This is a genomic window from Bartonella sp. CR84HXZ, from assembly GCF_042194535.1.
GTDB classification, from domain to species: Bacteria; Pseudomonadota; Alphaproteobacteria; order Rhizobiales; family Rhizobiaceae; genus Bartonella; species Bartonella grahamii.
In genome coordinates this window covers 150,894-175,233 of the sequence record NZ_JBHIMY010000002.1, presented here as the reverse complement: position 1 = coordinate 175,233, position 24,340 = coordinate 150,894, and the positions used below count along the sequence as shown (strand labels likewise).

26 protein-coding genes are annotated in these 24,340 nt (G+C 42.8%); 21 read left to right on the top strand and 5 right to left on the bottom strand.

Features of this window, described 5'->3' with window-relative positions:
• The first annotated feature begins 28 nt into the window (after positions 1 to 28).
• The 20 genes from ACFIKD_RS01975 to ACFIKD_RS01880 all read left to right on the top strand — a co-directional run bounded on the left by ACFIKD_RS01975 (position 29) and on the right by ACFIKD_RS01880 (position 19,329).
• Positions 29 to 343, top strand: a complete 315-nt coding sequence (locus ACFIKD_RS01975) for a hypothetical protein (RefSeq protein ID WP_015856329.1) — start codon at positions 29 to 31, stop codon at positions 341 to 343.
• Positions 324 to 1,649: a PBSX family phage terminase large subunit gene (locus tag ACFIKD_RS01970; protein WP_375647088.1), complete on the top strand. Its 1,326-nt coding sequence runs from the start codon at positions 324 to 326 to the stop codon at positions 1,647 to 1,649. Before ACFIKD_RS01975 ends, ACFIKD_RS01970 begins: the two co-directional genes overlap by 20 nt.
• Positions 1,634 to 3,688 (top strand): portal protein, encoded by a 2,055-nt coding sequence (locus tag ACFIKD_RS01965; RefSeq protein WP_375647087.1) that lies wholly within the window; start codon positions 1,634 to 1,636, stop codon positions 3,686 to 3,688. The genes ACFIKD_RS01970 and ACFIKD_RS01965 overlap by 16 nt, the downstream gene beginning before the upstream one ends.
• Before the next feature lie 11 nt (positions 3,689 to 3,699).
• Complete coding sequence (locus tag ACFIKD_RS01960) at positions 3,700 to 4,611, top strand: hypothetical protein (protein ID WP_375647086.1); 912 nt, start codon at positions 3,700 to 3,702, stop codon at positions 4,609 to 4,611.
• Between the two features lie 96 nt (positions 4,612 to 4,707).
• Positions 4,708 to 5,850, top strand: coding sequence for a N4-gp56 family major capsid protein (locus tag ACFIKD_RS01955; RefSeq protein ID WP_375647085.1), 1,143 nt, complete (start codon positions 4,708 to 4,710; stop codon positions 5,848 to 5,850).
• Positions 5,851 to 5,869: 19 nt separating this feature from the next.
• A complete protein-coding gene (locus ACFIKD_RS01950) occupies positions 5,870 to 6,328 on the top strand; it encodes a hypothetical protein (RefSeq protein WP_375647084.1) in 459 nt (152 codons plus the stop codon).
• Between the two features lie 72 nt (positions 6,329 to 6,400).
• Entirely contained in the window at positions 6,401 to 7,099 is a 699-nt protein-coding gene (locus ACFIKD_RS01945; protein ID WP_375647083.1) for a hypothetical protein, read from the top strand.
• Positions 7,099 to 8,556 (top strand): hypothetical protein, encoded by a 1,458-nt coding sequence (locus tag ACFIKD_RS01940; RefSeq protein WP_375647082.1) that lies wholly within the window; start codon positions 7,099 to 7,101, stop codon positions 8,554 to 8,556. The genes ACFIKD_RS01945 and ACFIKD_RS01940 overlap by 1 nt, the downstream gene beginning before the upstream one ends.
• Positions 8,557 to 8,597: 41 nt before the next feature.
• Positions 8,598 to 8,981: a hypothetical protein gene (locus tag ACFIKD_RS01935; RefSeq protein ID WP_026500795.1), complete on the top strand. Its 384-nt coding sequence runs from the start codon at positions 8,598 to 8,600 to the stop codon at positions 8,979 to 8,981.
• A gap of 1 nt (position 8,982) precedes the next feature.
• Positions 8,983 to 10,038, top strand: a complete 1,056-nt coding sequence (locus ACFIKD_RS01930; RefSeq protein WP_375647080.1) for a tail fiber domain-containing protein — start codon at positions 8,983 to 8,985, stop codon at positions 10,036 to 10,038.
• 54 nt (positions 10,039 to 10,092) lie between these two features.
• Positions 10,093 to 11,919, top strand: a complete 1,827-nt coding sequence (locus ACFIKD_RS01925; protein ID WP_375647079.1) for a hypothetical protein — start codon at positions 10,093 to 10,095, stop codon at positions 11,917 to 11,919.
• Complete coding sequence (locus ACFIKD_RS01920; RefSeq protein WP_375647078.1) at positions 11,912 to 14,143, top strand: hypothetical protein; 2,232 nt, start codon at positions 11,912 to 11,914, stop codon at positions 14,141 to 14,143. The genes ACFIKD_RS01925 and ACFIKD_RS01920 overlap by 8 nt, the downstream gene beginning before the upstream one ends.
• The gene (locus ACFIKD_RS01915; RefSeq protein ID WP_375647076.1) at positions 14,143 to 15,135 is read left to right on the top strand and encodes a transglycosylase SLT domain-containing protein; all 993 of its coding nucleotides are present in this window, start codon (positions 14,143 to 14,145) and stop codon (positions 15,133 to 15,135) included. Before ACFIKD_RS01920 ends, ACFIKD_RS01915 begins: the two co-directional genes overlap by 1 nt.
• Positions 15,128 to 16,108, top strand: a complete 981-nt coding sequence (locus tag ACFIKD_RS01910; RefSeq protein ID WP_375647075.1) for a tail fiber protein — start codon at positions 15,128 to 15,130, stop codon at positions 16,106 to 16,108. The genes ACFIKD_RS01915 and ACFIKD_RS01910 overlap by 8 nt, the downstream gene beginning before the upstream one ends.
• 9 nt (positions 16,109 to 16,117) lie before the next feature.
• Positions 16,118 to 16,381: a hypothetical protein gene (locus tag ACFIKD_RS01905; protein WP_375644600.1), complete on the top strand. Its 264-nt coding sequence runs from the start codon at positions 16,118 to 16,120 to the stop codon at positions 16,379 to 16,381.
• Positions 16,382 to 16,387: 6 nt separating this feature from the next.
• Positions 16,388 to 18,076 carry a hypothetical protein gene (locus ACFIKD_RS01900; RefSeq protein ID WP_375647074.1) on the top strand — a complete coding sequence of 563 codons (1,689 nt, stop codon included), beginning with the start codon at positions 16,388 to 16,390 and terminating at the stop codon, positions 18,074 to 18,076.
• Positions 18,077 to 18,089: 13 nt separating this feature from the next.
• Positions 18,090 to 18,755 (top strand): lysozyme, encoded by a 666-nt coding sequence (locus tag ACFIKD_RS01895; protein WP_375644602.1) that lies wholly within the window; start codon positions 18,090 to 18,092, stop codon positions 18,753 to 18,755.
• A complete protein-coding gene (locus ACFIKD_RS01890; RefSeq protein WP_375644603.1) occupies positions 18,752 to 18,979 on the top strand; it encodes a hypothetical protein in 228 nt (75 codons plus the stop codon). Before ACFIKD_RS01895 ends, ACFIKD_RS01890 begins: the two co-directional genes overlap by 4 nt.
• Positions 18,912 to 19,130 (top strand): hypothetical protein, encoded by a 219-nt coding sequence (locus ACFIKD_RS01885; protein ID WP_375647072.1) that lies wholly within the window; start codon positions 18,912 to 18,914, stop codon positions 19,128 to 19,130. The genes ACFIKD_RS01890 and ACFIKD_RS01885 overlap by 68 nt, the downstream gene beginning before the upstream one ends.
• Positions 19,111 to 19,329: a hypothetical protein gene (locus tag ACFIKD_RS01880; protein ID WP_375647071.1), complete on the top strand. Its 219-nt coding sequence runs from the start codon at positions 19,111 to 19,113 to the stop codon at positions 19,327 to 19,329. The genes ACFIKD_RS01885 and ACFIKD_RS01880 overlap by 20 nt, the downstream gene beginning before the upstream one ends.
• A gap of 48 nt (positions 19,330 to 19,377) precedes the next feature.
• Here the strand turns inward: ACFIKD_RS01880 and ACFIKD_RS01875 are convergent, their stop codons facing one another.
• Both ACFIKD_RS01875 and ACFIKD_RS01870 read right to left on the bottom strand, forming a co-directional pair.
• Positions 19,378 to 19,659: a type II toxin-antitoxin system YafQ family toxin gene (locus tag ACFIKD_RS01875; RefSeq protein ID WP_375647070.1), complete on the bottom strand. Its 282-nt coding sequence runs from the start codon at positions 19,657 to 19,659 to the stop codon at positions 19,378 to 19,380.
• 7 nt (positions 19,660 to 19,666) lie between these two features.
• Positions 19,667 to 19,948, bottom strand: coding sequence for a type II toxin-antitoxin system RelB/DinJ family antitoxin (locus ACFIKD_RS01870; protein WP_375644606.1), 282 nt, complete (start codon positions 19,946 to 19,948; stop codon positions 19,667 to 19,669).
• Positions 19,949 to 20,140: 192 nt separating this feature from the next.
• Between ACFIKD_RS01870 and ACFIKD_RS01865 the strand changes: the two genes are divergently transcribed.
• A complete protein-coding gene (locus ACFIKD_RS01865) occupies positions 20,141 to 20,575 on the top strand; it encodes a helix-turn-helix domain-containing protein (protein ID WP_375647069.1) in 435 nt (144 codons plus the stop codon).
• Between the two features lie 281 nt (positions 20,576 to 20,856).
• Here the strand turns inward: ACFIKD_RS01865 and ACFIKD_RS01860 are convergent, their stop codons facing one another.
• Genes ACFIKD_RS01860 through ACFIKD_RS01850 form a run of 3 tightly spaced genes read right to left on the bottom strand, consistent with a single transcriptional unit; the run spans position 20,857 to position 24,303 of the window.
• Positions 20,857 to 21,321, bottom strand: coding sequence for a toxin-activating lysine-acyltransferase (locus tag ACFIKD_RS01860; RefSeq protein ID WP_375647067.1), 465 nt, complete (start codon positions 21,319 to 21,321; stop codon positions 20,857 to 20,859).
• The gene (locus tag ACFIKD_RS01855; RefSeq protein ID WP_375647066.1) at positions 21,321 to 22,646 is read right to left on the bottom strand and encodes an HlyD family type I secretion periplasmic adaptor subunit; all 1,326 of its coding nucleotides are present in this window, start codon (positions 22,644 to 22,646) and stop codon (positions 21,321 to 21,323) included. Before ACFIKD_RS01855 ends, ACFIKD_RS01860 begins: the two co-directional genes overlap by 1 nt.
• Positions 22,636 to 24,303, bottom strand: coding sequence for a peptidase domain-containing ABC transporter (locus ACFIKD_RS01850; RefSeq protein WP_375647065.1), 1,668 nt, complete (start codon positions 24,301 to 24,303; stop codon positions 22,636 to 22,638). Before ACFIKD_RS01850 ends, ACFIKD_RS01855 begins: the two co-directional genes overlap by 11 nt.
• Positions 24,304 to 24,340 lie beyond the last annotated feature (37 nt).

Genomic DNA, 24,340 nt, shown 5'->3' with positions numbered 1-24,340 from the left:
ATTGTCTTGTTTACAAAAAGAAACACACATGAAAACCACTGAAAAACTTGCAAAAAGAACGCCCCCAAAGGCAGGTCAAGGGCGGGTAAAAGGCGTGCCAAATAAAACGACACGTATTTTGAAAGAAGCAGTGCTTAAGGCAGCAGAGCGCGCTGGTAAGAAATATGGTGATGATGGTTTGATCTCTTATCTCGAAAAACAGGCAATCAAATGCCCCGCTGCTTATTTGGCATTGTTGGGGAAGATTTTGCCTCTTCAAGTGACAGGGGAAGATGGGGGAGCCATTAAGATGATAACGCGTGTAGAAATCGCGCCTTTGGTCAATGACAACACGACAGATTAATATTGTACCAAAACTCATTCCTATTTTTGCAGGTACGGCTTTGGTGCGTGCTGCTTGGGGTGGACGAGGGTCTGGAAAGACAAGATCATTTGCCTTGATGGCTGCTTTAAAAGGCTATCAATTTGGTAGGGAAGGGATATCAGGCACTATCCTTTGTGCACGGCAGTTTCAAAATTCTTTGGCAGAAAGTTCATTAGAGGAGATTAAACGCGCCATTGAAGCGCATGACTTTTTAAAGGACTATTACAAGGTTGGGGAATCTTCGATTAAGTCAATTGATGGTCGTATAGCCTTTCAGTTTTCTGGACTTGACCGGAATATTGCAAGTATCAAATCCATGGGGCGTATTTTGCTTTGTTGGGTTGATGAGGCAGAGCCCGTTACAGAGACAGCTTGGCAAACGCTTATACCGACTTTGCGAGAAGAGGGAGAGGGATGGCGGGCAGAGTTATGGGTGACATGGAATCCATTGCGAGAGAATGCCCCCGTTGAGAAGCGGTTTCGCTTTTCAGACAATGAGGCAATCAAGCGTGTGGAGATCAACTGGTCAGACAATCCGAAGTTTCCCAAGATCTTGAATGAAGCACGACTTGATGATCTGAGAAACCGTCCAGAGACCTATAAGCATATCTGGGAAGGGGATTATCTTACAGCGGTTCAAGGCGCTTATTATCAAAAGGAAATGTTGGCAGCCGAGCAAGAGGGGCGGATAGGGCGTGTTGCTCGTGACCCCTTGATGCAAATACGCGCCTTTTGGGATATTGGGGGCACGGGCGCCAAGGCAGATGCCACAGCGATATGGATAGCGCAATTTGTTGGTAGAGAGATCAGAGTGCTTAATTATTACGAAGCACAGGGGCAGCCGTTATCGGAGCATATAGGGTGGTTACGTCAAAATGGTTATGAGAAGGCATTGATGGTTCTCCCCCATGATGGTGCGACCAGAGACCGTGTGCACAATGTGAGTTTTGAGAGTGCTTTAAATGATGCGGGTTTTGAAACGCAAGTGATCCCTAATCAAGGGGCAGGCGCTGTGAAAATGCGTATAGAGGCGGTGCGGCGTATTTTGCCGTCTGTTTGGTTCAATGAAGAGATGACGATAGCAGGGCGCAAAGCACTGAATTGGTATCACGAGAAATGGGATGAGAAGCGCGGCATTGGTTTGGGTGCAGAGCATGATTGGTCGAGCCATGGGGCGGATGCCTTTGGTTTAATGTGCATTGTCTATGAAGCACCCAGTGTCAAACCCAAGCAAGAGCGTTATTGCACTATGGAAAGAGAAGCGGCATCATGGATGGCATTCTAGATCAAGACTTTCAAAAAACGACAATCCTCGATGAATATGAAATCTATAAGCGTTTAAAGTCTTGGTACGCAGAAGATATTGAACATGTTAATGAATGGCGTGAACAGGCGCGTGAAGATTTTGATTTTTATAATGGTCGTCAATGGGCAGAGGAAGATCTTGCGGTTTTAAAAGAGCAACGCCGTCCTGTCATGACTTTTAACCGCATTGCACCCCTTGTGAATGCTATTGTTGGGGCGGAGCGTAATAATAAGCGCGAAGTACAGTTTCAACCACGGCAAATGGGAGCAGCAATACCCAATGAATTGCTTACTGGAGCAGCAGAATGGTTTCGTGATGAGGCAGAGGCGGAATATGCCGATTCCGATGCTTTTCAGGATATGGTTATTTGCGGTATGGGCTGGACAGATACGCGGCTTGATTATGATACAGATCCCGAAGGGATACCTGCTGTTCAACGTTTAGATCCCTTAAAAATGGTTTGGGATGCCAATGCTGTAAGACCAAATCTCATTGACGCACAGCGTATGTGGTATGTTGATCGCAAATCCGTTGAGGATGCGAAAAGTCTTTTTCCTGATGTTGCTGTTGAAGATCTTAACGCCGATTGGGCTATCGATAGTACAACCGCTTCTGAGGATTCTCATGTGTCTCTTGATGCGTATCAAGATGACTCCAATGCGACTTCTCTCTCAGAGCCGTGTTCTGGGAAACGCTATGTTACGCTGGTTGAGTGCCGTTGGTTTGAATATGAGACCACTTACAAGGCGCCTGACCTTCAAACAGGTCAGATGCGCAACTATAGCAAACGGGAGTTTGAACAGCTTCAAAGGGTAATGCCACAACTACAAGGGGTGTGTTTTAATAAAAAAGTGGTGAGACGCGCTTTTCTGGGACGACGTCTTTTAAGCCAGCCCGATAAGCCATTAGCACCTGATGGGCAACTTGGGTGGGAGTGTATCACGGGCACGCTGGATAAGCTTAAAAACCAGTTTTACGGGATTGTTCGCCCCGCAAAAGACCCACAAAAATGGTCGAATAAATATTTTAGCCAAGTGATGTATATCCTTAATAGCCAGTCTAAGGGCGGCTTGATGGCAGAACGAGGCGCTTTCGATGATGATCGCCAAGCCATGGAAAGCTGGGCGCGAACGGATACGATTACTTGGGTTAAAAATGGTGCGCTTACAGGAGGGAAAATTCAACCAAAGCCAAGTGCACAATTTCCCAATGGATTTTTCCAGCTGTTTAATGAATCGCGTGAAGCGATAACGCATGTAACAGGGTTATCGGCCGAGTTTATTGGAACACGGGAGGTCAACCAAGCCAATGTGCTGGAAAATACACGCCGGCAATCAACGCTTAATTTGCTTGCGGGGCTGTTTGATAATCTCAAGCTTTATCGGTGTAGGCAGGGAAAGATTATCCTTTATCTCATTCAGAATTATCTCTCTGATGGGCGTCTGGTACGTATTTCTGGACAAGAGAATGCCCAATATGTGCCGTTGACGCGTGAAGCTGTTACGACGCTTGAGTATGACATTATTGTTGATGATTCACCGACAAGCCCCAATGAAAAAGAGAAAACTTTTGCGGCAATTACGCAGATGTTGCCGTTGCTTGGTGGTTTCTTAACACCGGAGATGATTCCAGATCTTTTAAAGCTTTCCCCACTACCGGCAACACTTGTGGCAAGTTTAACCGCAAAGGCGCAGCAAGCACAACAAGAACAACAGCAACAGCAAATGATGCAACAAAGTCAAGGGGCGCAATTAACTCCAGAGCAACAAGCAAAGATTGCTGTTTTACAGCAAGAAGCACAAGCAAAGAGCACACTCTATCAACTTGATGCGCAGCAGAAACAAGCGGCATTGCAGCAGAAAAATATCGAACTTTTCTTGAAACAAGAACAAGCGCGGATGCAGCTTGAATTGCAACAGGCAAAAAATGAGATAGCGCAGCGTGATTTAGAACGCAAAGCTTTACAGGCACAGTTGGAACACTATCGAGTTTTGACAAAAAATATAATAGCACATTGAAGGGACAGAATATGGAAGAAGAGTTTACGCCTGAAGAACAAGCAATCTATGATGAACATTTTGCCAGTGATAATGCCGTTGAGTTGGTCGAGCCTGAACAAGTTGAGGAAGTTTTTGATGCAGAGGAAAGTTCTGAACAACCAGCTGTAGAACCACTTCAAGAGCAGCCAAATTCTGATGCAATAGAATCTGATAAATTAGAGCAAGAGCGGCAAGCACGCCAAAAGGCAGAACAAAGCGCCATTGAAGCGCGTGAATTGGCTATTGAACTTGCGCAAAAATATGCCGCAATGCAGGAAGAAATCACGCGCCGCCGTGAGGAAAATATTCCCTCCCTAGAAGACACCCCAAAAGCACATTTTGCATGGCTTAGTCATAAGGTACAGGAACAACAGAAATTGCTTGATGAGTTTTCTCATATGAAAGAGAGCCAAGAGCGCATGAGACAAGAGGAATATGAACGCCAAAAGTTGGGGGATTATTTCGAGGAAGCCAAAGCGCAAGTACAAGATAAATATCCAGATTTAGACAGTATCACAGACTATCTCTATGAAAGAGCAGACAGTGTCTTACAAGCGCAAGCAAGCCTTTATCCGCAATGGAAAGACCCAGAGGCACGGCAACAACAAATTGGTGCTGAATTGCGCCAAATATGCCAGCAGTGTCAGAAAGCCGGTATAAATCCAATTGAGGTGCTGGTGCAAAAAGCGAAAGCTTTTGGCTATAGTGGAGCGCCAGTTAAGGACGAAGTGGGAGCCCTTCAAGAGCGCTCTCAAGCAGCGCGGACGCTTACAGCGCGCGGCGGACAAGTTCCAACCGGCGGTATGGATGTGAGAACGCTCTTTTCCATGCCAGAAGCCGAATTTGCTGTATGGGTTGAGAAAAATCCCGAAAAATTTGAACAAATTATGAGCAGAGCGTGAGATGTGCGTGGTGACGCGACAGAGAGAACCAAGTGATTGTTATCGTTTGGGGAGCCGCAAGGCGAGTTTTAAAAACCAAGAAAGGCATTGATTGAAATGGCAGTAACACAGGTAAATCTTAATGACCCATTAGCCGTTGGCGTTTGGGCTAAGATGCTAAACACAGAAACTTCAAAAGCGTTGCCCATTGCACCGCTGATGGGAAAAGGCAAAAACAGCATTATTCAAGTATTGGATATGCTAGGAAAATCCGCTGGTGACTCTGTGACGAGCGGATTACGCGTCCAACTTATGGGGGATGGCGTTAGCGAGGGACAAACGCTGGAAGGCAATGAAGAAGCACTCCAATTTATGAATGAAACGGTGCGTATTAACGAGCTTTCTCATGCTGTACGCGTAAAATATGAGGGCACCATTGATCAACAACGTGTTTTATTTAATTTACGAACAGAAGCAAAGGATGGGCTTGTTGATTGGTATGCAGACCGTTTAAGTTTGATGTTCTTCATTCAGGCAGCAGGTTATACAGCACCGTGGATTCATTTCGAAGGACGCACCATAACCCTTAAACCGGTACATTATGGTTTTAATGCTCCATTAGAGCCAAGCAAACTGCGTATTATTCGCCCAGCTAAGAAAAAGACTGATGAAGAACTTACAAAAGACGATGTTTTTACATTAGATCTTATAGATCGGGCTGTTGAACGCGATAAACTTGCTAATCCACGTTTGCGCCCTGTTCGTGTTGATGGAAAATCGGCATATGTGATGTATCTCCACCCAACACAGGTGACCCAATTGCGTACCAATACAAAGAGCGGGCAATGGTTAGACATTACTAAGGCAGCTTATGATGGCTCTGGAGCTAAGAACCCAATTTTTGAGGGCTCTCTGGGGATGTATAATGGAGTTATCTTACGTGAAGCTGAACATGTCCCCAATGGTATCAATTCAAAGACACAAGAGCCTTTAACATCTGTTCGCCGTGCTGTGTTGCTTGGTGCGCAAAGTGTTATCATGGCTTATGGGCGCGTTGGCAATGGAGCAACAGGAGGCGATGGGAAAGGGGGAACACGCTATAAACTTGTTGAAGAACTGTTTGATTATCAACGTGAATTTGGGGTTGCAGCTAAAACCATTATCGGCATGAAAAAATCACGCTACACCTTGCCTCATTCTGATCAAGGGGGACAGGATTTTGGTACCATTGTCATCCCTTCTTTTGCTGAAGCAAGCTAATTATTAAAGGATGACAATTATGGCAGAAAAATCGCTAATTACACAGGAACCTGTTGAAACCGTTGAGACCGTTGAGACTGTTGAAACCGTTGGCATGATAGATGAGGGATTGCCACCTGTTTTGCAAGGACGCAACAACTCTACGCAGCAGGTTAGTTTTTTACGGGCGCGTATTAAATGTACAGACCAAGGGTTGATAACAAAAATTGGTGTTCTACCCCGAGGCGCTTTTATCAAAAGCATTACAGCTTATACCATGGAGGATTTTGAAGATGTAAACGCTACATTTGGAAAAGAGCCTCATGGTAATGATTATGGAGATGTAGGGCTTACGCAATCTACCAATGGCAATGTGTACATACCCATGGAGGAACGAGATGTTCCATTAGAAGCTGAAAATACGATTTACATGACACGAGACAAGAAAAGCACCAAAGGGGATGCTGAGGTGATTGTTGAGTTTTACACCAATCGTTAAAGGCAAGGGGGCGTTTATTGCTTGCGTCCCCCTCCCATACAAGATGCCCCAAGACATTTGGAAGAGGGTGATATGACAATAATAGTACAGACAGGTGGTCCGATTGGAGAAAAAGAGACCATTGTTCCTTGGGATAAAAATTTTATCCAGATGTTAAACGATATTCAGGATGAAATAGATGATCAAACAGATGAGTATGTTGATCAAGTGCAAAGGGCGATATTTTCGGCTATTCGCTTTTGTGAACGATTGCCTTTTTATTTCAATGAAAGCCGTGAAATTGTTTTCACCACTCTAAAGGGCAAAAGCCGTTATGGCGCAGAGGTACATTCCTCTATAACAGGGGCTGTTCGAATTGTTGATGCTTATATTTATGAGGATAATCATAGCAAATCAAAGCTTTTGCATGGGGACGCGCTCTTCATTGAGAGCCTTGAGGATGACTCTCACCATGGCATGCCTACGCGCTATGCCTATTTTGAACAAAAGTTTGTCTTGTATCCAACACCAGACCGAGTTTATTCCATCAGGCTTATTCTTGATCCTGTGAGAATAAAAGACATTGAGAGCGCACAAGAAGCGTCCATATGGTTTTGTGAAGCCTATGAATTGATCAAAACCCGCGCAAAATATGAAATTTATACCAATATTATTAAAGAACCACAGATGGCAGCAGCAGCTTTTGCCATGTTCCAAGAACAGTTAGATGCATTGAGAATTGAGACTTCGCGGCGCAAAAATCTGTTCAAAATTCAACACACGGACTTCTGATGACGTTTATCCCTATTGCTGAATATAGACCAGACACCGCATTTATTAATAGCGGTTATTCTCATGAGATAGTGAATGTTTTGCCTGCACCAAATTCGTATATTCCGTTTCCCATGGTTGCGCCGGTCTCAGATCCTTTTCCGGATGTGATTTTGGGGGTCTATGCTGTGCGCTCATTGGGTGGTGTGCGCATCATTGTGGGTGCCCCAACAAAGCTTTATGAATATGACAACAGTACGCGCGGCTGGAAAGACATTAGCAAGCCTCACACACAATATCACGCCAATGAGACTGCGCTTTGGTCTTTTGCCTCTTTTGGTGATCATATTATTGCTGTTAATAACAATGACCCACCACAAATGCTTTCGTTAAAAACGGATGAAAGGTTTTGTGATTTGAGCGGTAATCCCCCGCGTGCTGGACTTGTGCGTGTGTGGGGTGATTTTGTTTGCCTGATGCAACTAACAGATAAGCCAAACCGTGTTCAGTGGTCAGGTCTCAATGATGCAACACATTGGACAGTTGGGGAGAAAAGTTGCGATTATCAAGATTTTCCTGATGGAGAATATGTTCAAGGGTCTACGGAATCAACAAATCCACTTATTTTTATGCGTTCCGCCATTTATTACGCAACCTTTGTACCAGGCTCTAAAATTATCTTCAGTTTTGCAAAAATAAAAGACAAAATAGGGGCGAAAAGCAGTACAGCAATTGCAAGCCGTGGAGACTGTACTTTCTTTGCATCTGATGATGGTTTTTATCAAATCAACAGTGCTGGTGAAATGCTTCCTATTGGCTTTGGAAAAGTCGATAAAACTATCTTCACACTTTACAATAACTTTGCCATTGATGAGATGAGGGCATGTATTGATCCGGTCTATTCTCGTGTTTATTTTTCTATCAATGACAACACTGAAGGGATGCATATTTATGTTTATGATTGGCTCTTGCAAATATGGAGTGTCATTAAGGGGCAAAACCTTCTCTTATTTCCCCTTTTTGCAGCCGGTTATACATTAGAAGGCTTAGACGAAGTACAAGAGAGCTTGAAAGATTTACCAGCTTCTCTTGATAGTAAAATGTGGCAAAATGGTGCGCCTGTTTTGGGAGCCTTTACGCCAGACAACAAATTTGGTTTTTTTGCAGGTCCTCCGATGGAAGCAGTTATTGCTTCACAAATTGTGGGGGATACGGGCAGGCAAATCAACCTGATGAGTGAGGCTTTTGTTCAAGCGGATACAACAAAAGGTTTTTTAAGTGTTGGGGCGGCATTTATCATTGATAACAAGAACCAATTAAATTGGGCTAAAGAGCGTTATGCCGGCTATAATATTGGGATGTATAATATCCGCTCACGGGCGCGTTATCACGCCTTGCGTCTGAGAATACCAGAAGGCACGCCATGGACACATATAACAGGCTTTGATGTAACGCTCAAACCCGCGGGCATAAGATGAGTTTTAAGATCTATAATACAGAAAAATGGAGCGCTGAACAAATGGCGCCCTATTTTGAGAATGTCATAAAATCGATAGCTTACTTTAATCAAAAATTCCCTGATGATTATAATACAGAGACCATTTTAAACGATATTTTGAAGGGAGAAAAAGTTCTTTGGATTATCGTTGATGCGCATGAAAACTTTATGGCGCATGTCACAACACAGTTACAGGAACTCGTCACTGGAGCATTAAGGGCGGTTATTGTCACGCTTGGTGGAAAGGGAGGAGCGCCCTTAACAAAGCTTATCACTCAGATTGAAGCCTATTACAAGAAAAAAGGGGCAAAAGAGCTTGTCATCATAGGCAGGCGAGGGTGGGAAAAATCTCTTAAATCGCATGGATATCTCGTTAATCTTTTAGAATATAGAAAGCAGCTTTAATATGGGAAAAAGTTCTAAACCAATCCAGAATACCCAAAACACGACGCAAACAAATGAACCCCCTGCATGGGCAAAAGGTATTTTTGAACACGCAGCTCAAGATGCCATGACTTTTTATAACCAAGGCAGCGGAAAAGCCGTTTATGACGGGCAGCGAGTTGCGGGTTTAAGTGATCAAACAAAGAATGCGATTAATGGGCTTAGCAATAATACGCATAACTATGATAACAATTATTTAAATGGATTAGCCACAGGGCAAAATTCAACAAGCCAAAACTTAAAGAACATGGCTTCAGGGCAACAAATAGGCAATAACCCTTACTTTGATGAAGCGCTTCAAAACACATTAAATAAGGCAACAAGCTCTATTAATAGTTCATTGGCAGGTGCGGGGCGTTATGGTTCTGGGGCGCATACTGGGGTTTTGGCTGATGAATTGGGGGGCATAGCAACACAAGCTTTATCACAGCAATATAACCAAGATGTCAACAACATGATGAATGCCAATGGTCTCATTGACCAAGCAAACCAAAATCAGTTGGCGGGAGCCAATAACTTTTTTCAAGGTCAAGGTCAGGCAAATCTTAATGCGTTGACGGGAGGGAGTGTACTTGATGCCAATCATCAACGGCAATTAGATGAAGAGCGGCAAAAATGGGAGCAGCAGAACAATCTTGATTGGGACCAGTTAAGTAAGTTGCTCGCAGCTGGTGGGGCTGTTGCTGGAAATTATGGAACGCGCACAGGACAAATGACGACATTGACTCCACAGCCAAAACCTAATCCGTGGGAGATTGTTGGAAATGTTGGAACTATCCTTGGTACTTTTGCTGGGCTTAGCGACATCAGAGCGAAAGAAAATATCGTGCAAGTGGGGCAGCGAGATGGACACAAACTCTATGAGTATAATTACAAGGGCTATCCAGAGCGCTATCGTGGGGTGATGGCGCAGGATGTTTTGAAGTCAAAGCCAGAAGCTGTTTTCTTGCATAAGGCGACAGGCTTTTTGCATGTGGATTATGGCAAGCTTGGCTTTGAGATGGAAAGGGTGCAGTGATGGAACAAGAAAACACAAATTCTCTCTTGGCTTTGAGATGGAAAGGGTGCAGTGATGGAACAAGAAAACACAAATTCTCTTTTAAAGTTGTTTGATCCAAAATTTTTGCGTCCCTTGATGTATCAGGTCATACCTCAATTGCCAAAGCATTTGTTCGAACAGCTTTCTACGCCTCCAAGCACGCCGTTGGAAGGGCGATACAAGCCAAGTTTTTTAGAACGTGCTGCTTTTAGCACAAACCCTTTTGATGCGAGAAATGGGGATAATACTCCACAAAAATTGAGTCCTACAGAGCTTATTCGTGGTTCTCAAGCAGGAGGAGGAGAAGTTGGGAAAAAAACGCCAGCAGAATTGATTATGTCTACGGATGATTTAAAGCGCCAAATGCCTCCATTACCGGATGTTTCAAAGGATACTGTTAAGATACAAGAGGCGCCAGAGCAACAAAAGCATGACGTCTCAGAGCAGGGAGGTGTTGCATCAATGATTCCTCAATCTCCACTTGTTGCGAACATTGATCAGTCTAGTGGGGATGAAGCTGGGCGACAGCAAAAAGATGTGACGGATTATATTGCAGAGATCAACAACAGATCTATGGCAGAAAATTCGCAGGAGAGCAGCCCTGTCAATGAAGAAAAACTTTCTCATACGCCTATTCCAGAAGAAGAACATTTAAAAGCAAATGCTAAGCCCGAACAGGCAACGGATTATGTAAACGCAGTTGGAAACTTTATTCATAAAGATGCAGACCCAAGTAGTTTATGGGAGCGTTTTAGAAAATCAGAATTTTCCGAGCATTTAATGGATTTTTTTGCAGGGTTAGCATCAGGAAAAACACCGCAAGAAAGTTTTTCAAATGCGGCACTTGTTATGCGGCAGGGCAATAATGTACGTGTTCAAAATAGACCAATTTTTGAGTTTTTACGCTCTAAAGGATATAGTGATAAAGACGCACAAGCCCTTGTGCAATATCCAGATCTTGCCATGAAAGTTATAGGCAACACGTTAAGCCCTCAAGAAGGCTATAGAACATTGACATCAGAAGAAAAGGCAGAGCAGGGATTGCCTGAGGATATGACTTTCCAAGTCTCAACAAGCACAGGGAAAATTATACCTGTCCAAGGGGGACAACGTTCCACTGCTTCTGGATTTGGGAGTAATGCGGGGGGCACAGTGTCAAAGCCTGAAGCAGGTTATATGTATGTTAAGGATGAAAATGCACTTGGTGGCATACGTGCGGTGCCAATTGCAGGCAGTGGTGCAGAATATAAATTAATTCAAGAACAGAAGGAGGAGGAGCGTAAAAACCAACAAACGCAAATGCGAATTTTGGAAACAGCAGACAGGTCAAATCGTATACTTTCGGCATCTAAAGAATTGCTAAAAATTGTTGAGGAACACCCGCATGTTGTTGGTTTCACTGGTCCTATAATGTCGTTCCTTCCTAATTCTCAGGCAAAAGATTTCGGGCATATGCTCGATTCATTGAAGGCGAGTATCGGGCTTGATGCCTTGAGAAAAGCAAAGGCATTTTCACCAAATGGTGCATCTGGCTTTGGGAATTTGTCTAATATGGAATTGCAAGCATTGCAAAACTCTGTAGCGGCGTTGTATCAAGATCTTTCTGCAGAGCAAATGAAGAAATCTTTAAAAACAGTTATTGACACTTTCAATAAATCCAATGCAGCAACGCGCGCAATTCTTTTTGGTGGTGCAGAAGCAACAAACGAGCTCGTTCGAGCCGCCTATGGGCAAGATGCTTATAAGGGAAATCATGCACAGTCAAATGATCCACTAGAAAAACAGATAGAAGCATTGCCGGAAGGCATGTTGTTCGTTGATAGAGATGGACGCATTAAGGAGAAACAAACCAATGGCTGAAGTAATCCCCCCTCTTATTAATCGTAAAAACACAAGAGTCATTGGGCATATAAGTGACTATACACCAGAACAGCTTCAAGAGCTTTTCGCGAAGAATAAGGAAAGGCTAAGTGGTTCTGTTACAGGAAATAATGGTGCAACAGAGGAAGATGGTCCACATCCAAGTGCAGCGGGTGCTTTTGGATGGGGAGCTCTTCATGGGTTAACTATGGGGTATGATGATGAAATAGCTGGAGTATTCGCTTCGGGACCTCTGGGACCTATTAATTATTGGATGGGAGATGAAGAAGCAGTTAAAAAATATAATGAAGTGACAAAGCGATGGCGTGACTATCAAAGAGCGGCGAACCGAGATCAGTTTTATGCATCTATTGCGGGGAATTTAGCGGGTGCTGCAATTCCTTTTCTAATACCAGGTCTTGGCGCTCCTGCGGCTGCTCGTGCGGCAATTGGGGCTGATGTTGTGCTGGGAGGAAGAGCTGGTGTTGCAGGAGCACAAATAACCAGTAAAGCTTTAGCAGCAGGAGAAAGGGCGGTGCAATCTGCTTTAGCAGAGGGTGCGGAACGGGCAGCGGCAAAAGCTGCAGGTGAAGCAGCAATGAAAGCAGTAGCAAGTAAAGAGGCGGCAAAATTTAGCTTGGGGCGTGCAGCAAAAACTGGAGCCATTTATGGTGGAATAGCAGGCAGTGGTGAAGGGGAAGGGCTTGCAGATACTCTAGTGTCTGCTGGGTTTGGTGCAGGGTTAGGCGTTGCAACACCATTTGTGGCACATTCTGCTTTAAAGGTTACACCTTTTGTTACAAAACCATTCAAAGTAACGGCTTCTGGTGTTAAGAAAACATCTGCTGTTGTCAAAAAAACAGCTGAGAAATTGTTTGGTAAAACTGAACCAATAACACAAGGTGTAGAAAAAGAAGCATTTCAGATAAGCGATAGAGCGCTTAGGGATGTAAGCCAAACTTTAGGGGATGAAGGTGTTGATAAACTTGAAAGAGCATTAAAACAGCGAGGTCCTGATTCAATGATTATTGATCTTCATGATGAGCTTGCTAAAAGAGCTTTTAAGGCAGCAAAAAAAGACCATGATACATATTCGCTCATAAGTAATCGTTTGAATGAAAGACAAGATGCGAGTGCACTGCGGGTAAAGGATGCGTTGACAGGTGTGATGGGTCCAAAAGTAGATACGCTTAATTTAAAGCAAGAGATTATCAAACAAGCACAGAAAAAGGCTGAACCATTTTATGAGAGGGCGAAAGCTTCTCCTATTTCTAATGCTGTCAGTAAAGATTTATCGCGGTTGCAAGAAACTCCTGCCTTCCAAAAAGCCTATAAAAAAGCAATTGCGCAAATGCCAAATGAAGCGGATGCAACAGTTATAGGGAGCAATGGATATCCAAAGCTGAATATGCGAATTTTACATAAGATGAAAGAGGTTTTGGATGATCAAATTAATTCTGCGCGCATCAAAGGAAAACAAGGATATGCGCGAGATTTGACTGATTTCAAACAACGCATTCTGGACGTTTTGGATACGTCCTCTCCAGATTATGCTAAAGCACGGAAAATTTATTATGACGAGCGTACTATTGGTGATGCCCTCGAGCAGGGAGAGCAAGCGCTGAAGAAGAGCGTTAATCTCGACACAATCAACAGTCAACTTTCGGATTTTGGGTTGATGGAAAAAGATGCGTTTCAAAAAGGTATACGGTCGCAAGTAGAACATGCGGCAGGCAATGCACAGAATTTTGACCACAATCTTTTGAGTTTGTTTGACACAAAAAATGGTCAAGAAAAATTACAGCGTATTTTTGGTGAAGATAAAGCTAAGCAACTTATGAAAGTGTTGCGACCAGAAGTGGAAAGAACAAAGCTTTTTGCACGATTGCCAAACCATATGGGTGAAGTGGAAGAGAGGGGGGCACAACAGACTATGGGTATAGGAAAGATTGCTTTCATCAAGGCAGTTGTAAAAAATTTCTTAGGGAAATTTGGACGCAAATTCTCAAGCGTCCATAAAGATACTGAGAGAGATATTGCGGCTCTCATAACAGCACGGGAAAAAGGAGATTTTGGGTTAGCAAGGGAAAAAGCTGTTGAATTAATTAAGAAGTTTCATGAAGCAGAAAAGAAACGCTTAATAACAAAAGAAGATCACACAAAATTCATCAATTTTCTTGGAATTCTTTTGAATAGCAGTGCTGATAGAATGGTTATAAACTAATGATCAATTTTCATCCTAATGTGAAGCGTGCTATCTCACAGGCAGCACAAAAATATGGTTTGCCAGAAAGCTTTCTTGAATGTGTTGCTATGATAGAAAGTAATGGTAATCCAAATGCAAAAAATAAGAACAGCAGTGCGGGAGGGCTGTATCAATTTTTAGATTCAACAGCAAAACACTATCAACTGAATGATAAGTTTGATCCCTTTCAAGCAACCGATGCTATGGCACGGTTAACGAAGGATAATACGCGTTATTTAGCCACAGCATTAGGCAGAGAGCCATCAGAGGCAGAGCTTTACCTCGCACACCAACAAGGACCAGCAGGGGCAGTAAAACTTATCAAAAATCCACATATTCCAGCAAGTCAGCTTTTAGGTCGACAGGCAGTCACACTCAACGGTGGCAACATGGAAGCTACAGCAGGGGTTTTTATGAATCATATTTATGGGCTTTACAATAAAACGGGAGATGCTTTGAAGAGAACGATACAGCAAAACCAAAGCAATGGACAAGCAGCACCAAACGAGGTGGGTCCTTTGCGTGGGGTTGAGAGGCTTCAAAAGACACTTCAAGGTAATCAGGTGGGTCAAGGTAATCAAGGGGGCAACCAATTAATGGCATATGACACGCCATTCCCAAACAGAATGATGGCACCTGAAAGCAGAGACAATTTAACAGGACGGGTTATGGAAACCACACCATTGCAAGGGCAAGGTATTGATGCAGGTGCTCTTAAAAAGGGCTTTTCCGGCTTGCTTCATTTAATGAGAGAGAATGGAGAAAGACAAAAACAGCAGGCACAGATGGTACAGCAACAAATGTTGCAGCAACCAGTCATGGCGGGTTTCTCACAATCGACTGGGCGCCCGACAGATTTAACAGCTCTCATTGATCCCTCTAGGCGGCAATCTGTTGGTTCCTATGGGCGGCAAAAAGAAGAGCAATTGCGCGAAGAGCTATTAAGAAGAACGGGGGCTTATCATGTCTGATATTTATGACTGGTCACTCACAGCTGATCAAAATGCCAATTCCGATAGTATGATTAATTGGGCAGAAGGGCAGCCGCCTAGTTCTGTTAATGATAGTGCGCGGGTCATGATGCAGCGTATACGTGAATATCTTGCCGATAATGGTGGTTCTCTTGACTCAAAGTTTATTGTGAATGGAAAGGAACAAACAACATCAATCACGTTGACGACGGTGTCGCCAATAGCGAAATATAAAAACGATATCATTATCCGCTTTAAGGCGCGTGGTATAAATATTGGTACGACAACAATAAACATGAATAATATAGGAGCAAAGCCACTCTATAAAGCCACCAGCACGGGGATAGTACCATTGACAGGCGGTGAGTTACAAACAGGGGGCATTTATGAAATAGTCTATAATGATGGCGCATCAACAAAAGGTCTTGAGGGCTGGTATCTTTTAAATCCTACCCCCATTCCACCACCAAAGGTCGAAACCTTTCCTTGTGGGTTTATTGCGACCTTTGCTATGCAAGAAGTCCCAAACGGATGGCTTTTATGTGATGGCGCTACTTATGAACGCAAGGATTATCCGCAATTATTCAAGGCGATAGGGGATAAATGGGGAAAAGACAGCGATACAACCTTTAAAGTTCCAGATTTTAGAGGAGTATTTTTGCGCGGCTTTGACAATGGTCGAGGTTTGGACAGAAGTAGAAAATTTGCCAATATACAGCAAGATTGCCTTAAATCGCACACACATGCTTGTAGTGTTGAATCGGCGGGACAGCACGCACACAATTTTCAGTATGCTGGAGTTGGATGGAGCGCCAATGATATTGGCAGAAGGAATCCCTTTTATCACTATCAAACCCTTACAGGGACAACAGAACCTGCTGGAGTGCACACGCACAAGGTAACACTTTCTTCAACGGGCGAGGCAGAAACGCGCCCTGTTAATGCTACGGTTGTTTATGCCATAAAATCATAAGGTTTTCAGATGATCAATAATCCGTCTGCTATTGATGATATTGCGGACGCGGAGCAAATCCGCGTCCTTTTTTATGCAAGCAATAGAATGGTTCATGCGCCATTGAATAAGATTCTTGATCTTGTCAAAAACGATATACAGCATGATCTTTTAAGCGCTTTGGCACAGTATCAAGAAGCAACAGATAAACGCATAGAGATCATGCAAAAACTTATTGATGAATTACAGTCTCTCATCCCCCACAACCTCAAAAACAAACTTACTAAGGAATGAAACGCGATGCCATTACCCTATCATACGCATATATTTAAGCTTGAACCAGCAACAAAGAAAGAAGTTAAAGAAGGTGTTTTAGATAGTAAGGCTCTTGCACCCGTTTCAGTGGGGAGTGCAGCAGCTTATGAGGTAGAGTATTTTGCAACTGCTGCTCAAGGAAAAAAGGCTGATGATGCTGTTGCAAAGAGAGATATTGGAGCTCTTGCTTACAAAGATAAGGTCACAATCAACGATATTGAAGCAAGTGGTGAAGCGCATGAGAATGCGATTTTATCAGGCGCTGGCTGGGTAAAAATATCGCCTTTAGGGATTGGCGATATGAAGGCTGCTACATATGATCCCGACAATGTGGGGGCAAATGCATTTTCTATGGAAAATATGCACGAGGGTCCTACCAAAAAGATTTTAACCACAGAGGAAAGATCAAAGCTACGATGGTTGAGTTCTACGCAGCCAACGATGGAAAAATGGCGGAGGGGAGATGAAGGTGTTTATTATCCCATATCTCCGGTAGATCTCAAAAATACCATTCGTTATTTTGTAGGCTCAAAGTCTGTTGGTATGTCAAAATCAGTTTATGATCTAGATAAAATAGAAAAAGATGCCTTTGATATGGAGAATATGAAAGAGGGGAATACGCATCTTATTTTAACCCCTCAAGAACGTGCACAGGTTGCAAAAATTGATAAAATTGAAGATGTGGCACAGCACGCACAGGAAAGTGCACAACAAGGGCTTTATGCAGCAAGTGAGGCAAAGAGTATTGGGAGTGCTGCATTCAATACAGCGGATGTTGCACAAACAATAGCTGAGTCCGCACAAAAAACAGGAGACAGGGCACAAGCTGTGGCAAGTGTCGCACAAGAAACAGCGGATAGTGTACAGAAAAAAGTTGATCTCATTCAACCTCTTGCAAAAAAAGACTGGATTGATGGCACAAAGACAGTGGATGCACTTATCTCACCAGCCAAATTGATGGCTTCAATCAAAGCAAATAGTAGCAATAGCAGCGGCGGTGGTAGCGGCAACAATGGTGGCGGGGTTAGGAAACCTGTTGAAATTCTGATGACAGAAAGCGGAGATATTCCATTGCCTGATGGTATTACTGCTGACACCGATATTGAAGTATGGGCTTGGGGCGGTGGAGGTGGTGGCGTTAAAGATGGCGGTGGCGGCGGCGGTCAATGCGTGCATGTTAAAATGAAAGGTTCTGATTTAGATAAATTAAAAACAGCTTACATTGGTCGTGGTGGTAAAGGCAATGACAGTAACATTTTGTGCAATGGTGGTAGAACAATGATCAAAGGGCTTGTTACAGCAGAAGGAGGATATTCCGTCTCCATGGCTCTCGTTAACTTTGGAGGGAAAGGTGGCGATGGAGGAGGAAACAGGGAGGGCAGCAGTGGTGAGAGCTTTATTTTTTCTGGTGGTAATGGTGGCGGGAGTGGAAGTGACGGCAAGAGAGCTGGTACTGGTGGAAGTTCTTTTCTTGGCGGTGGCGGCGGCGGTGGCGGTAAATGTAAGGGTTCTATCATGGGGCAGGGTGGTGAGAGTTACAAAGGTGGTAACGGTGGTAGAGGTGGTAAAGAATGTGGCGGCGGCGGCGGGGGATATTTCGATGGGAAATCCGGAGGCGACAAAATTGGCGGCGACGGTGGTGACGGAGCAGTACTCATAAAGGTATATTTATAAGGTGAATTGAACAATGGCACGGAAAATAAGTAAAGACTGTTTATACTGTTTAAAAAAGTGGGAAGGTTTGCGCTTGCAGGCTTATCAAGATGCTGCTGGCATATGGACGATTGGTTATGGTCATACGAAAAAAGCCGGTCAACCAACAGTTGTTGAGGGTATGGTGATTACGGAAAAAAAAGCCGAAACCATGCTTTTAGCAGATTTGCAGCAATATGAGAGAGCGGTAGAAAAAGCAGTTTGTGTGAATTTAAGCGACGAGCAGTTCGGCGCTCTTGTTTCCTTTTGTTATAATGTAGGTATTGCAGCTTTCCAAAACTCTACATTGCTTAAAAGGCTTAATCGGGGGGATTATGAAGCAGTACCAACCGAATTGCAGAAATGGACCAAAGCAGGAGGCAAACGTTTACAAGGTCTCGTACACCGGCGTGTAGCAGAGGCAGGGCTATGGGCGAAAGGGGCTTATGTTTCCTCCAATTATCAAACAGTAGAAACGAAACAACCAACAGGGTTTCTCAAAGCAGAAGCATTGGCACCGATTATTGGTTCTTTCTCAGGTCTTGGTGGGTTTTTAGCGGGCAATGGACCAATCCAATGGGCTTTAGCCGCTATTATGGTTTTAGCCGCATGTACTGGCATTTTCTTTGTTGCTAAACGCTTTCAGGAGCACCGCCTATGATCTTATGGATGAAAAGAAATCTGATGGTAACAGGTGCGGCTTTAGCCGCTTTTTTTATTGCCTTAGCTAGAGCCTTTACCCTTGGGAAAAAGGTTGAACAGCAAAAGCAAACAGAAAGTGCTTTAAAGGCAGTAACAGCACGGCTTGAGGTAGAAAATGAAATTAACAAAAAAAGTGATGCTGATGTGCGTGCTGCTCTCTCTCACTGGCTGCGCGACAAATAAACATGCTTCTTCTTGTATTGGCTGGTTGCCAATTTATTTAAGCCGGCAAGATCTGAATGCCATCAGTTCGCACTTAGCAAGAGAGATCTTAAAGCATAACAAGCAGGGTGAGTATTTGTGTGGATGGAAACATGGCCAGAAGAAAAACTGAAAAATACACCGAGCTTACAGAAACAGAAAAAGAAATGCTTCAAGAAATGATCATCACCTACCAAAGTGTGAAAATGATGTCTCGCTTTATGAAATGGATTGTATTTTTTATCTTTTTGTTGATCCTTGATTTTGCCCGTCTCATGGATGCGATAGACAGTATCTTTGTCCATTTAAAACAATGGTTCTCAAAAAATTGAAAAACTCTCATAAAAGAAAAAACTTCGAAAAACTCTTAGGAGATCTAATCATAAGCGTAGTTCAGAATGGGAACCAAGTCGTAAGAGCTCTAGTGTTTTTGTATCTGGTTTTCGATAGATCAAAACTAAATCTGGCTTGATATGACAATCACGACAATTGCGCCATTGACCTGTTAGTGCATGATCTCTCCAATGCACCTTTAGCGGTTCATTCTCTGCTAACGCTTTGACCACAAGCAGCAAATCCTCCTCTAGTACATTAGCATATTTACCTTTGCTTTCACGTTTGAGATCACGCCGAAACGACCGAGTATAGACAATTTCCCGCATAGCAAGCTTAGATTTGCTTTTCAGATTTACGCGCTTCGGTTCTATCTTCGCGAATCATGGCTCTTAAGCCATCTAATGACGTGCGTTTAACGCGTCCCATTTCGGCATCCTCGATAGCTTGTAATGTTTCCGGATTTGGTTGGAATAGATCAAGCGGTAATGCTCGATCTCTAGCAATGCGGGTCATAAACATGCGTACTGCATCTGATACAGTTAAACCCGTAGACTTAATAACTGCACTTGCAATTTCTTGAACTTCATCAGGTATGCGGGCTTGAATTTTTCCCATTGCTAAATCTCCTATTTAATTGTACTACAATGTACTACAATTAAAGTTGATGTCAAGAGATTTATCCATCACGCCGTACAACCTTGTGTATTAAGGAGGGTAGGAAGTTAATTTTAAAAGGAGCTAACCAAAACCTAAAAATTTCTGCTAGAATCACGTAAGAGCTTCTTTTTCTAATAGGATTTTTTTTAGATGCTAACACCATTTGGTAAAACCTTACGTAAACTTCGTATTGATCATTCTGAACGCCTTTTAGATATGGCTAAGAAATTAGACATATCTATATCATTTTTATCTTCTGTAGAAATTGGCAAAAGATCTGTTCCTGTAGGACTGGAAGAAAAGGTAATTGAACTCTATGCTTTAGATCAAGAGGTAGCAGAAATTTTGAGAAGAGAATCAGATGCTTGTCGTAAAAGCTTCACTATAAAGCCTTCTTATACATTCAGATGTGAAGCTGTTGGTATGTTTTCTAGACTGATAAACATTATTTCACAAGAAGATTTAGAACTATTAAAAAAATTATTAGAGAAAGCTGGCAAAAAGAATGCGCTTTGTAAAGGAAAGTGTGAAAATCCTATTCCCGAACCTAATTATACGGTCCCTAACCTTAAAAAATATAAATAAAATCAATATCTTATTGCAGTTAAATTTAAGATTCGAATTCAGGTACCCCAGCCAATTCTAGTGAAATTAATCAAAGTTTAGCTTGAGAGTGGATTAAATCTCTTAAGAATTTGTTGCTATTCATAGCAAGTCTGGTAAGCTGAAAAACACCTATTTGTAGCGGGTTAGCTCTAAATATGGTAAGGTTCTCTTGCTATAGCTATCACTTAAAGAGCTCTTTTAAAAGATTCTTTTCTATAAAACGAGGGGTAAATGATTTATGCGCACTTGCTTTAGAAAAACTATTTAGCTGGATTTTTTGCTCTATAGCAACACCAGCGGGTGATTTTCCGTATTCCACCATCTTCATTACGCCGAACAGCGTAGCAATAATGCTGATTAGGAAACACATGCCGCTGCATGTCACGTACCATACCAGCAGCATGTCCATAGGGTGCCACACAATCAATAAACCACATATATTCTCCGCCTTGCCAATCCGCATCGGACAAAAGCTCTCCCTTATCAAGCATAGATTGATGATTTTTTTCATCTAAAAAAGCCCAAGTGATAAAGGCGCAAAATTCTCCACGTTCATTTTTATAGAGTTTATATTGCCCAGTCTGTAAAGCTGGTCCTAAATTTCGTTCGATATCCCAGATTCGCCAGCGGCGGTATAAGGGAGATGTAAGCATTAAAACAACCATAGCTCCTAACGCTGTAAGAGGATCTATGAGTGAAGGTGATGAATTTTCATTTACAGACATTATCTTTCCTTTAGAGATTGTTCTAAAATTTTGGTGATAGGTTCAAAGAAATAAGAAATGAGCCGACGTTTTGAGGTAATGACATCCGTTGTCACAGTCATGCCAGGGATAAATTTAAGATGTTTGTTATTCAAAGTGATGTGATCTTGGTCAATTTTGATTAAAACAGCGTAGGCACCATTAATTTCTTTATCATAGCGCGCTGTAGCGCCTACATTAACGACTGTACCGTGGATAACACCGAAACGTTCAGGTGGAAAGGCAGAAAACTTGATGTAAGCACGTTGGCCCTTTTCTAAAAAACCAATATCTCGATTATCAAAAAACGCTTCAACAATGAGACCGCCCGCACCAGGGACAATACGCATGAGCGTTTTACCAGCTTCTACAAAGCCGCCCAAAGTATGGATACTTAAATCATCAATACGTCCATCAACAGGCGCATAGAGTGATAAGTGGTCAAGATGGTATTGAGTGCTATCAAGCTTTGCTTTTAATCCTTGAAGATTCAGTTCTGTTTCACGCGAAAGTTGGCGATAGCGGGCGATTTCATCGGAAATGAGACTTTTCCGTTGTTGGCGGAGAGTGTTTATTTCGGCGGCATTTTCTTCCAAACGTCTTTGATTGGTTAAAATTTCATGCTCGACATTTTTAAAGTCATGTAAACGCTCTAAATAAACCGCTTGGCTAATGACTTTTGTTTCCATCAGGCTTTTTGCAGCTTTTAATTTTCCTTGGCTTAATTGACGATCATCTTCCAACCTATCTAATTGCGCATGTTGTGTTGCACCGCTGCGCTCGACGCGGTCCGCTTGTGCTTTTAGCGCTCTTAATTTATCTTGGAGAGATTGAAGGGCAGCGCTAATGAGTTTTTCCCCTTCTATTCTTGCAGTCTGATTGCCAGAAGGAGGAACTGGCAGATAGGCAAGCCCTTTGGTCACAAAATCTTCATCCAAAGGATCACTTTCATGCAAAGCTGTTAAAATAGCTGTTGCAATTTGTGCTTGAAGGGTTTGTTGCGCGATATCTGCTTGAACACGTGCGCACTCATTGAGGGCTTCACGAGGATCTAATTGAATAAGAAGATCGCCTTGATGAACAAATTGCCCTTCTTTTACAAGAATTTTCTCAATGCGTCCTGTATTTTGCGCTTGGACCAGCTGAACGTAAGCGGTGGGAATAACACTTCCTTGCCCCCGTGCAACAATCTCTGTTTTTGCGATAAAGCTGCCGATCACAATAAAGAGAAATAAGGTGACTAAAACAGCAACCACCATATGAAGCGTTGGTGACAAAGGGCGCAAATAGGGAGCTTTATCTGCCATTTTTTGCCTCCAAATCAGTAAAGTTTAAGACGGTTGCATGCTGAGGAAAGAGGTCACTTTTGTGGGTAATAACAAGAACAATACGTTCTTGCGAAAGTTTATATAAATGCTCAACAATTTGTGCACTGACAGTGTCATCCAATGCGGAAGTAGGTTCATCCAAAATAAGCAGGCTTGGGTTTATCAGAAAGAAACAAGCTAAAGCCAAGCGTTGGCGCTGACCACCTGATAAAAAACCACCTTGCTCTCCTACTTGAGTATGAAGTCCTAAAGGCAACAGAGCAATCAAATCATGGCAAGCACTAACATATAGTGCAGCGTCGATTTCATCTTTAGTGGCATCTGGTTTAGCAAGAAGCATATTCTCAAGAATGGTTCCGGAAAAAAGGCAAGGATTTTGAGGAAAATACACGATTTTTTCACGCACGCTACGGACATCAAAATTCTGTAAAGGTTGGGCGTTAATTAATATCTTTCCGCTTGTTGGGGGGTAGAGTCCACAAAGGAGCTTCGCCAAGGTTGTTTTTCCGCACCCTGAAGGACCAAGTAACATAATTGGTTGCCCAGGTTGTAAACAGACATCAAGATGATTGATAATGGGCTTATCTCCATAAGAAAAACAGAGATTGTTGGCTTCAAGATGAGGAGGAGCGCTGAGTTGAAGAGGCGGCTTTTCTTCTTCCCATTCTGAAGGGGAGTTAAGAATATCGCCCAAACGAAGACGAGAGATTTTCAAATGCTGCCATTCTTCCCATAGGGATGCAAGGCTTAAGATAGGACCAGAAACATTTCCAGCGAGGAGATGAAAGGCAATAAGTTGCCCTAGCGTAATTTGGTTTTGAAGAACTGCCTGAGCACCAAAAAAGATAATAAAAATAGTGAAAAGATCACCAAAAATATGACTCATGGCTCCATTGAGAAGATGCAATTTACTGGTTGTAAGGCTTTGATCTAAACTACGGGCTAAAGTTTCTTGCATGCGTATTGTATGGGCTGGCTCCTTTACATGCGCTTTTATGGCTTCAAGATTGGTAAAACTTTCAATGAGGCGCGATTGATGGGCGGCTTGCAGAGTGAAAGCACGGCGTAATTGGCGGCGCAAGAAGGGACCGACCAACGCTAAAGAACCCATTTGTAAAGGTAAAATGATAAGGACAATAAAGGTCAGTTTTGGACTAATGGAAAAGAGTGCAGCAATATAAATAATGGCAAAGAGAACATTTAGCACAGTTGTGGCAATGGTTCCTGTTAAAAAACCACGAATTGTATCAACTTCTCCGATTCGCGTGAACAGTTCCCCCACTTGCCAAGTGCGTAAAACAGGCAAGGAGAGGCTTAACACATGGGTGTAAACGCGCCGTCCAAATTCTAATGTAAGCCGATTGGCTAAATAGGCACCTAAGTAACCTGAAAGAGTGCTAAGAGCAGTGCTAAACAGCATGATAGCAACCATCAAGACAACGATAGCATAGAGACTTTCAATACGCTGAAAAGGGAGAATACGGTCGATAATCGATTGAAAAATAAAAGGATTCACCAAGCCCAGCAAACGCAAAACAACAGCAACGCAACTGAGTTCGATGACATAATAGATATATTTCTTTGTTGTTCTTGTAAACCAAGAGAACGATACTAGCTTTTCTTGTGAGTGATTCATTTGAATTTATGATTTTGTTTAAGAGAAAGAGCGATTG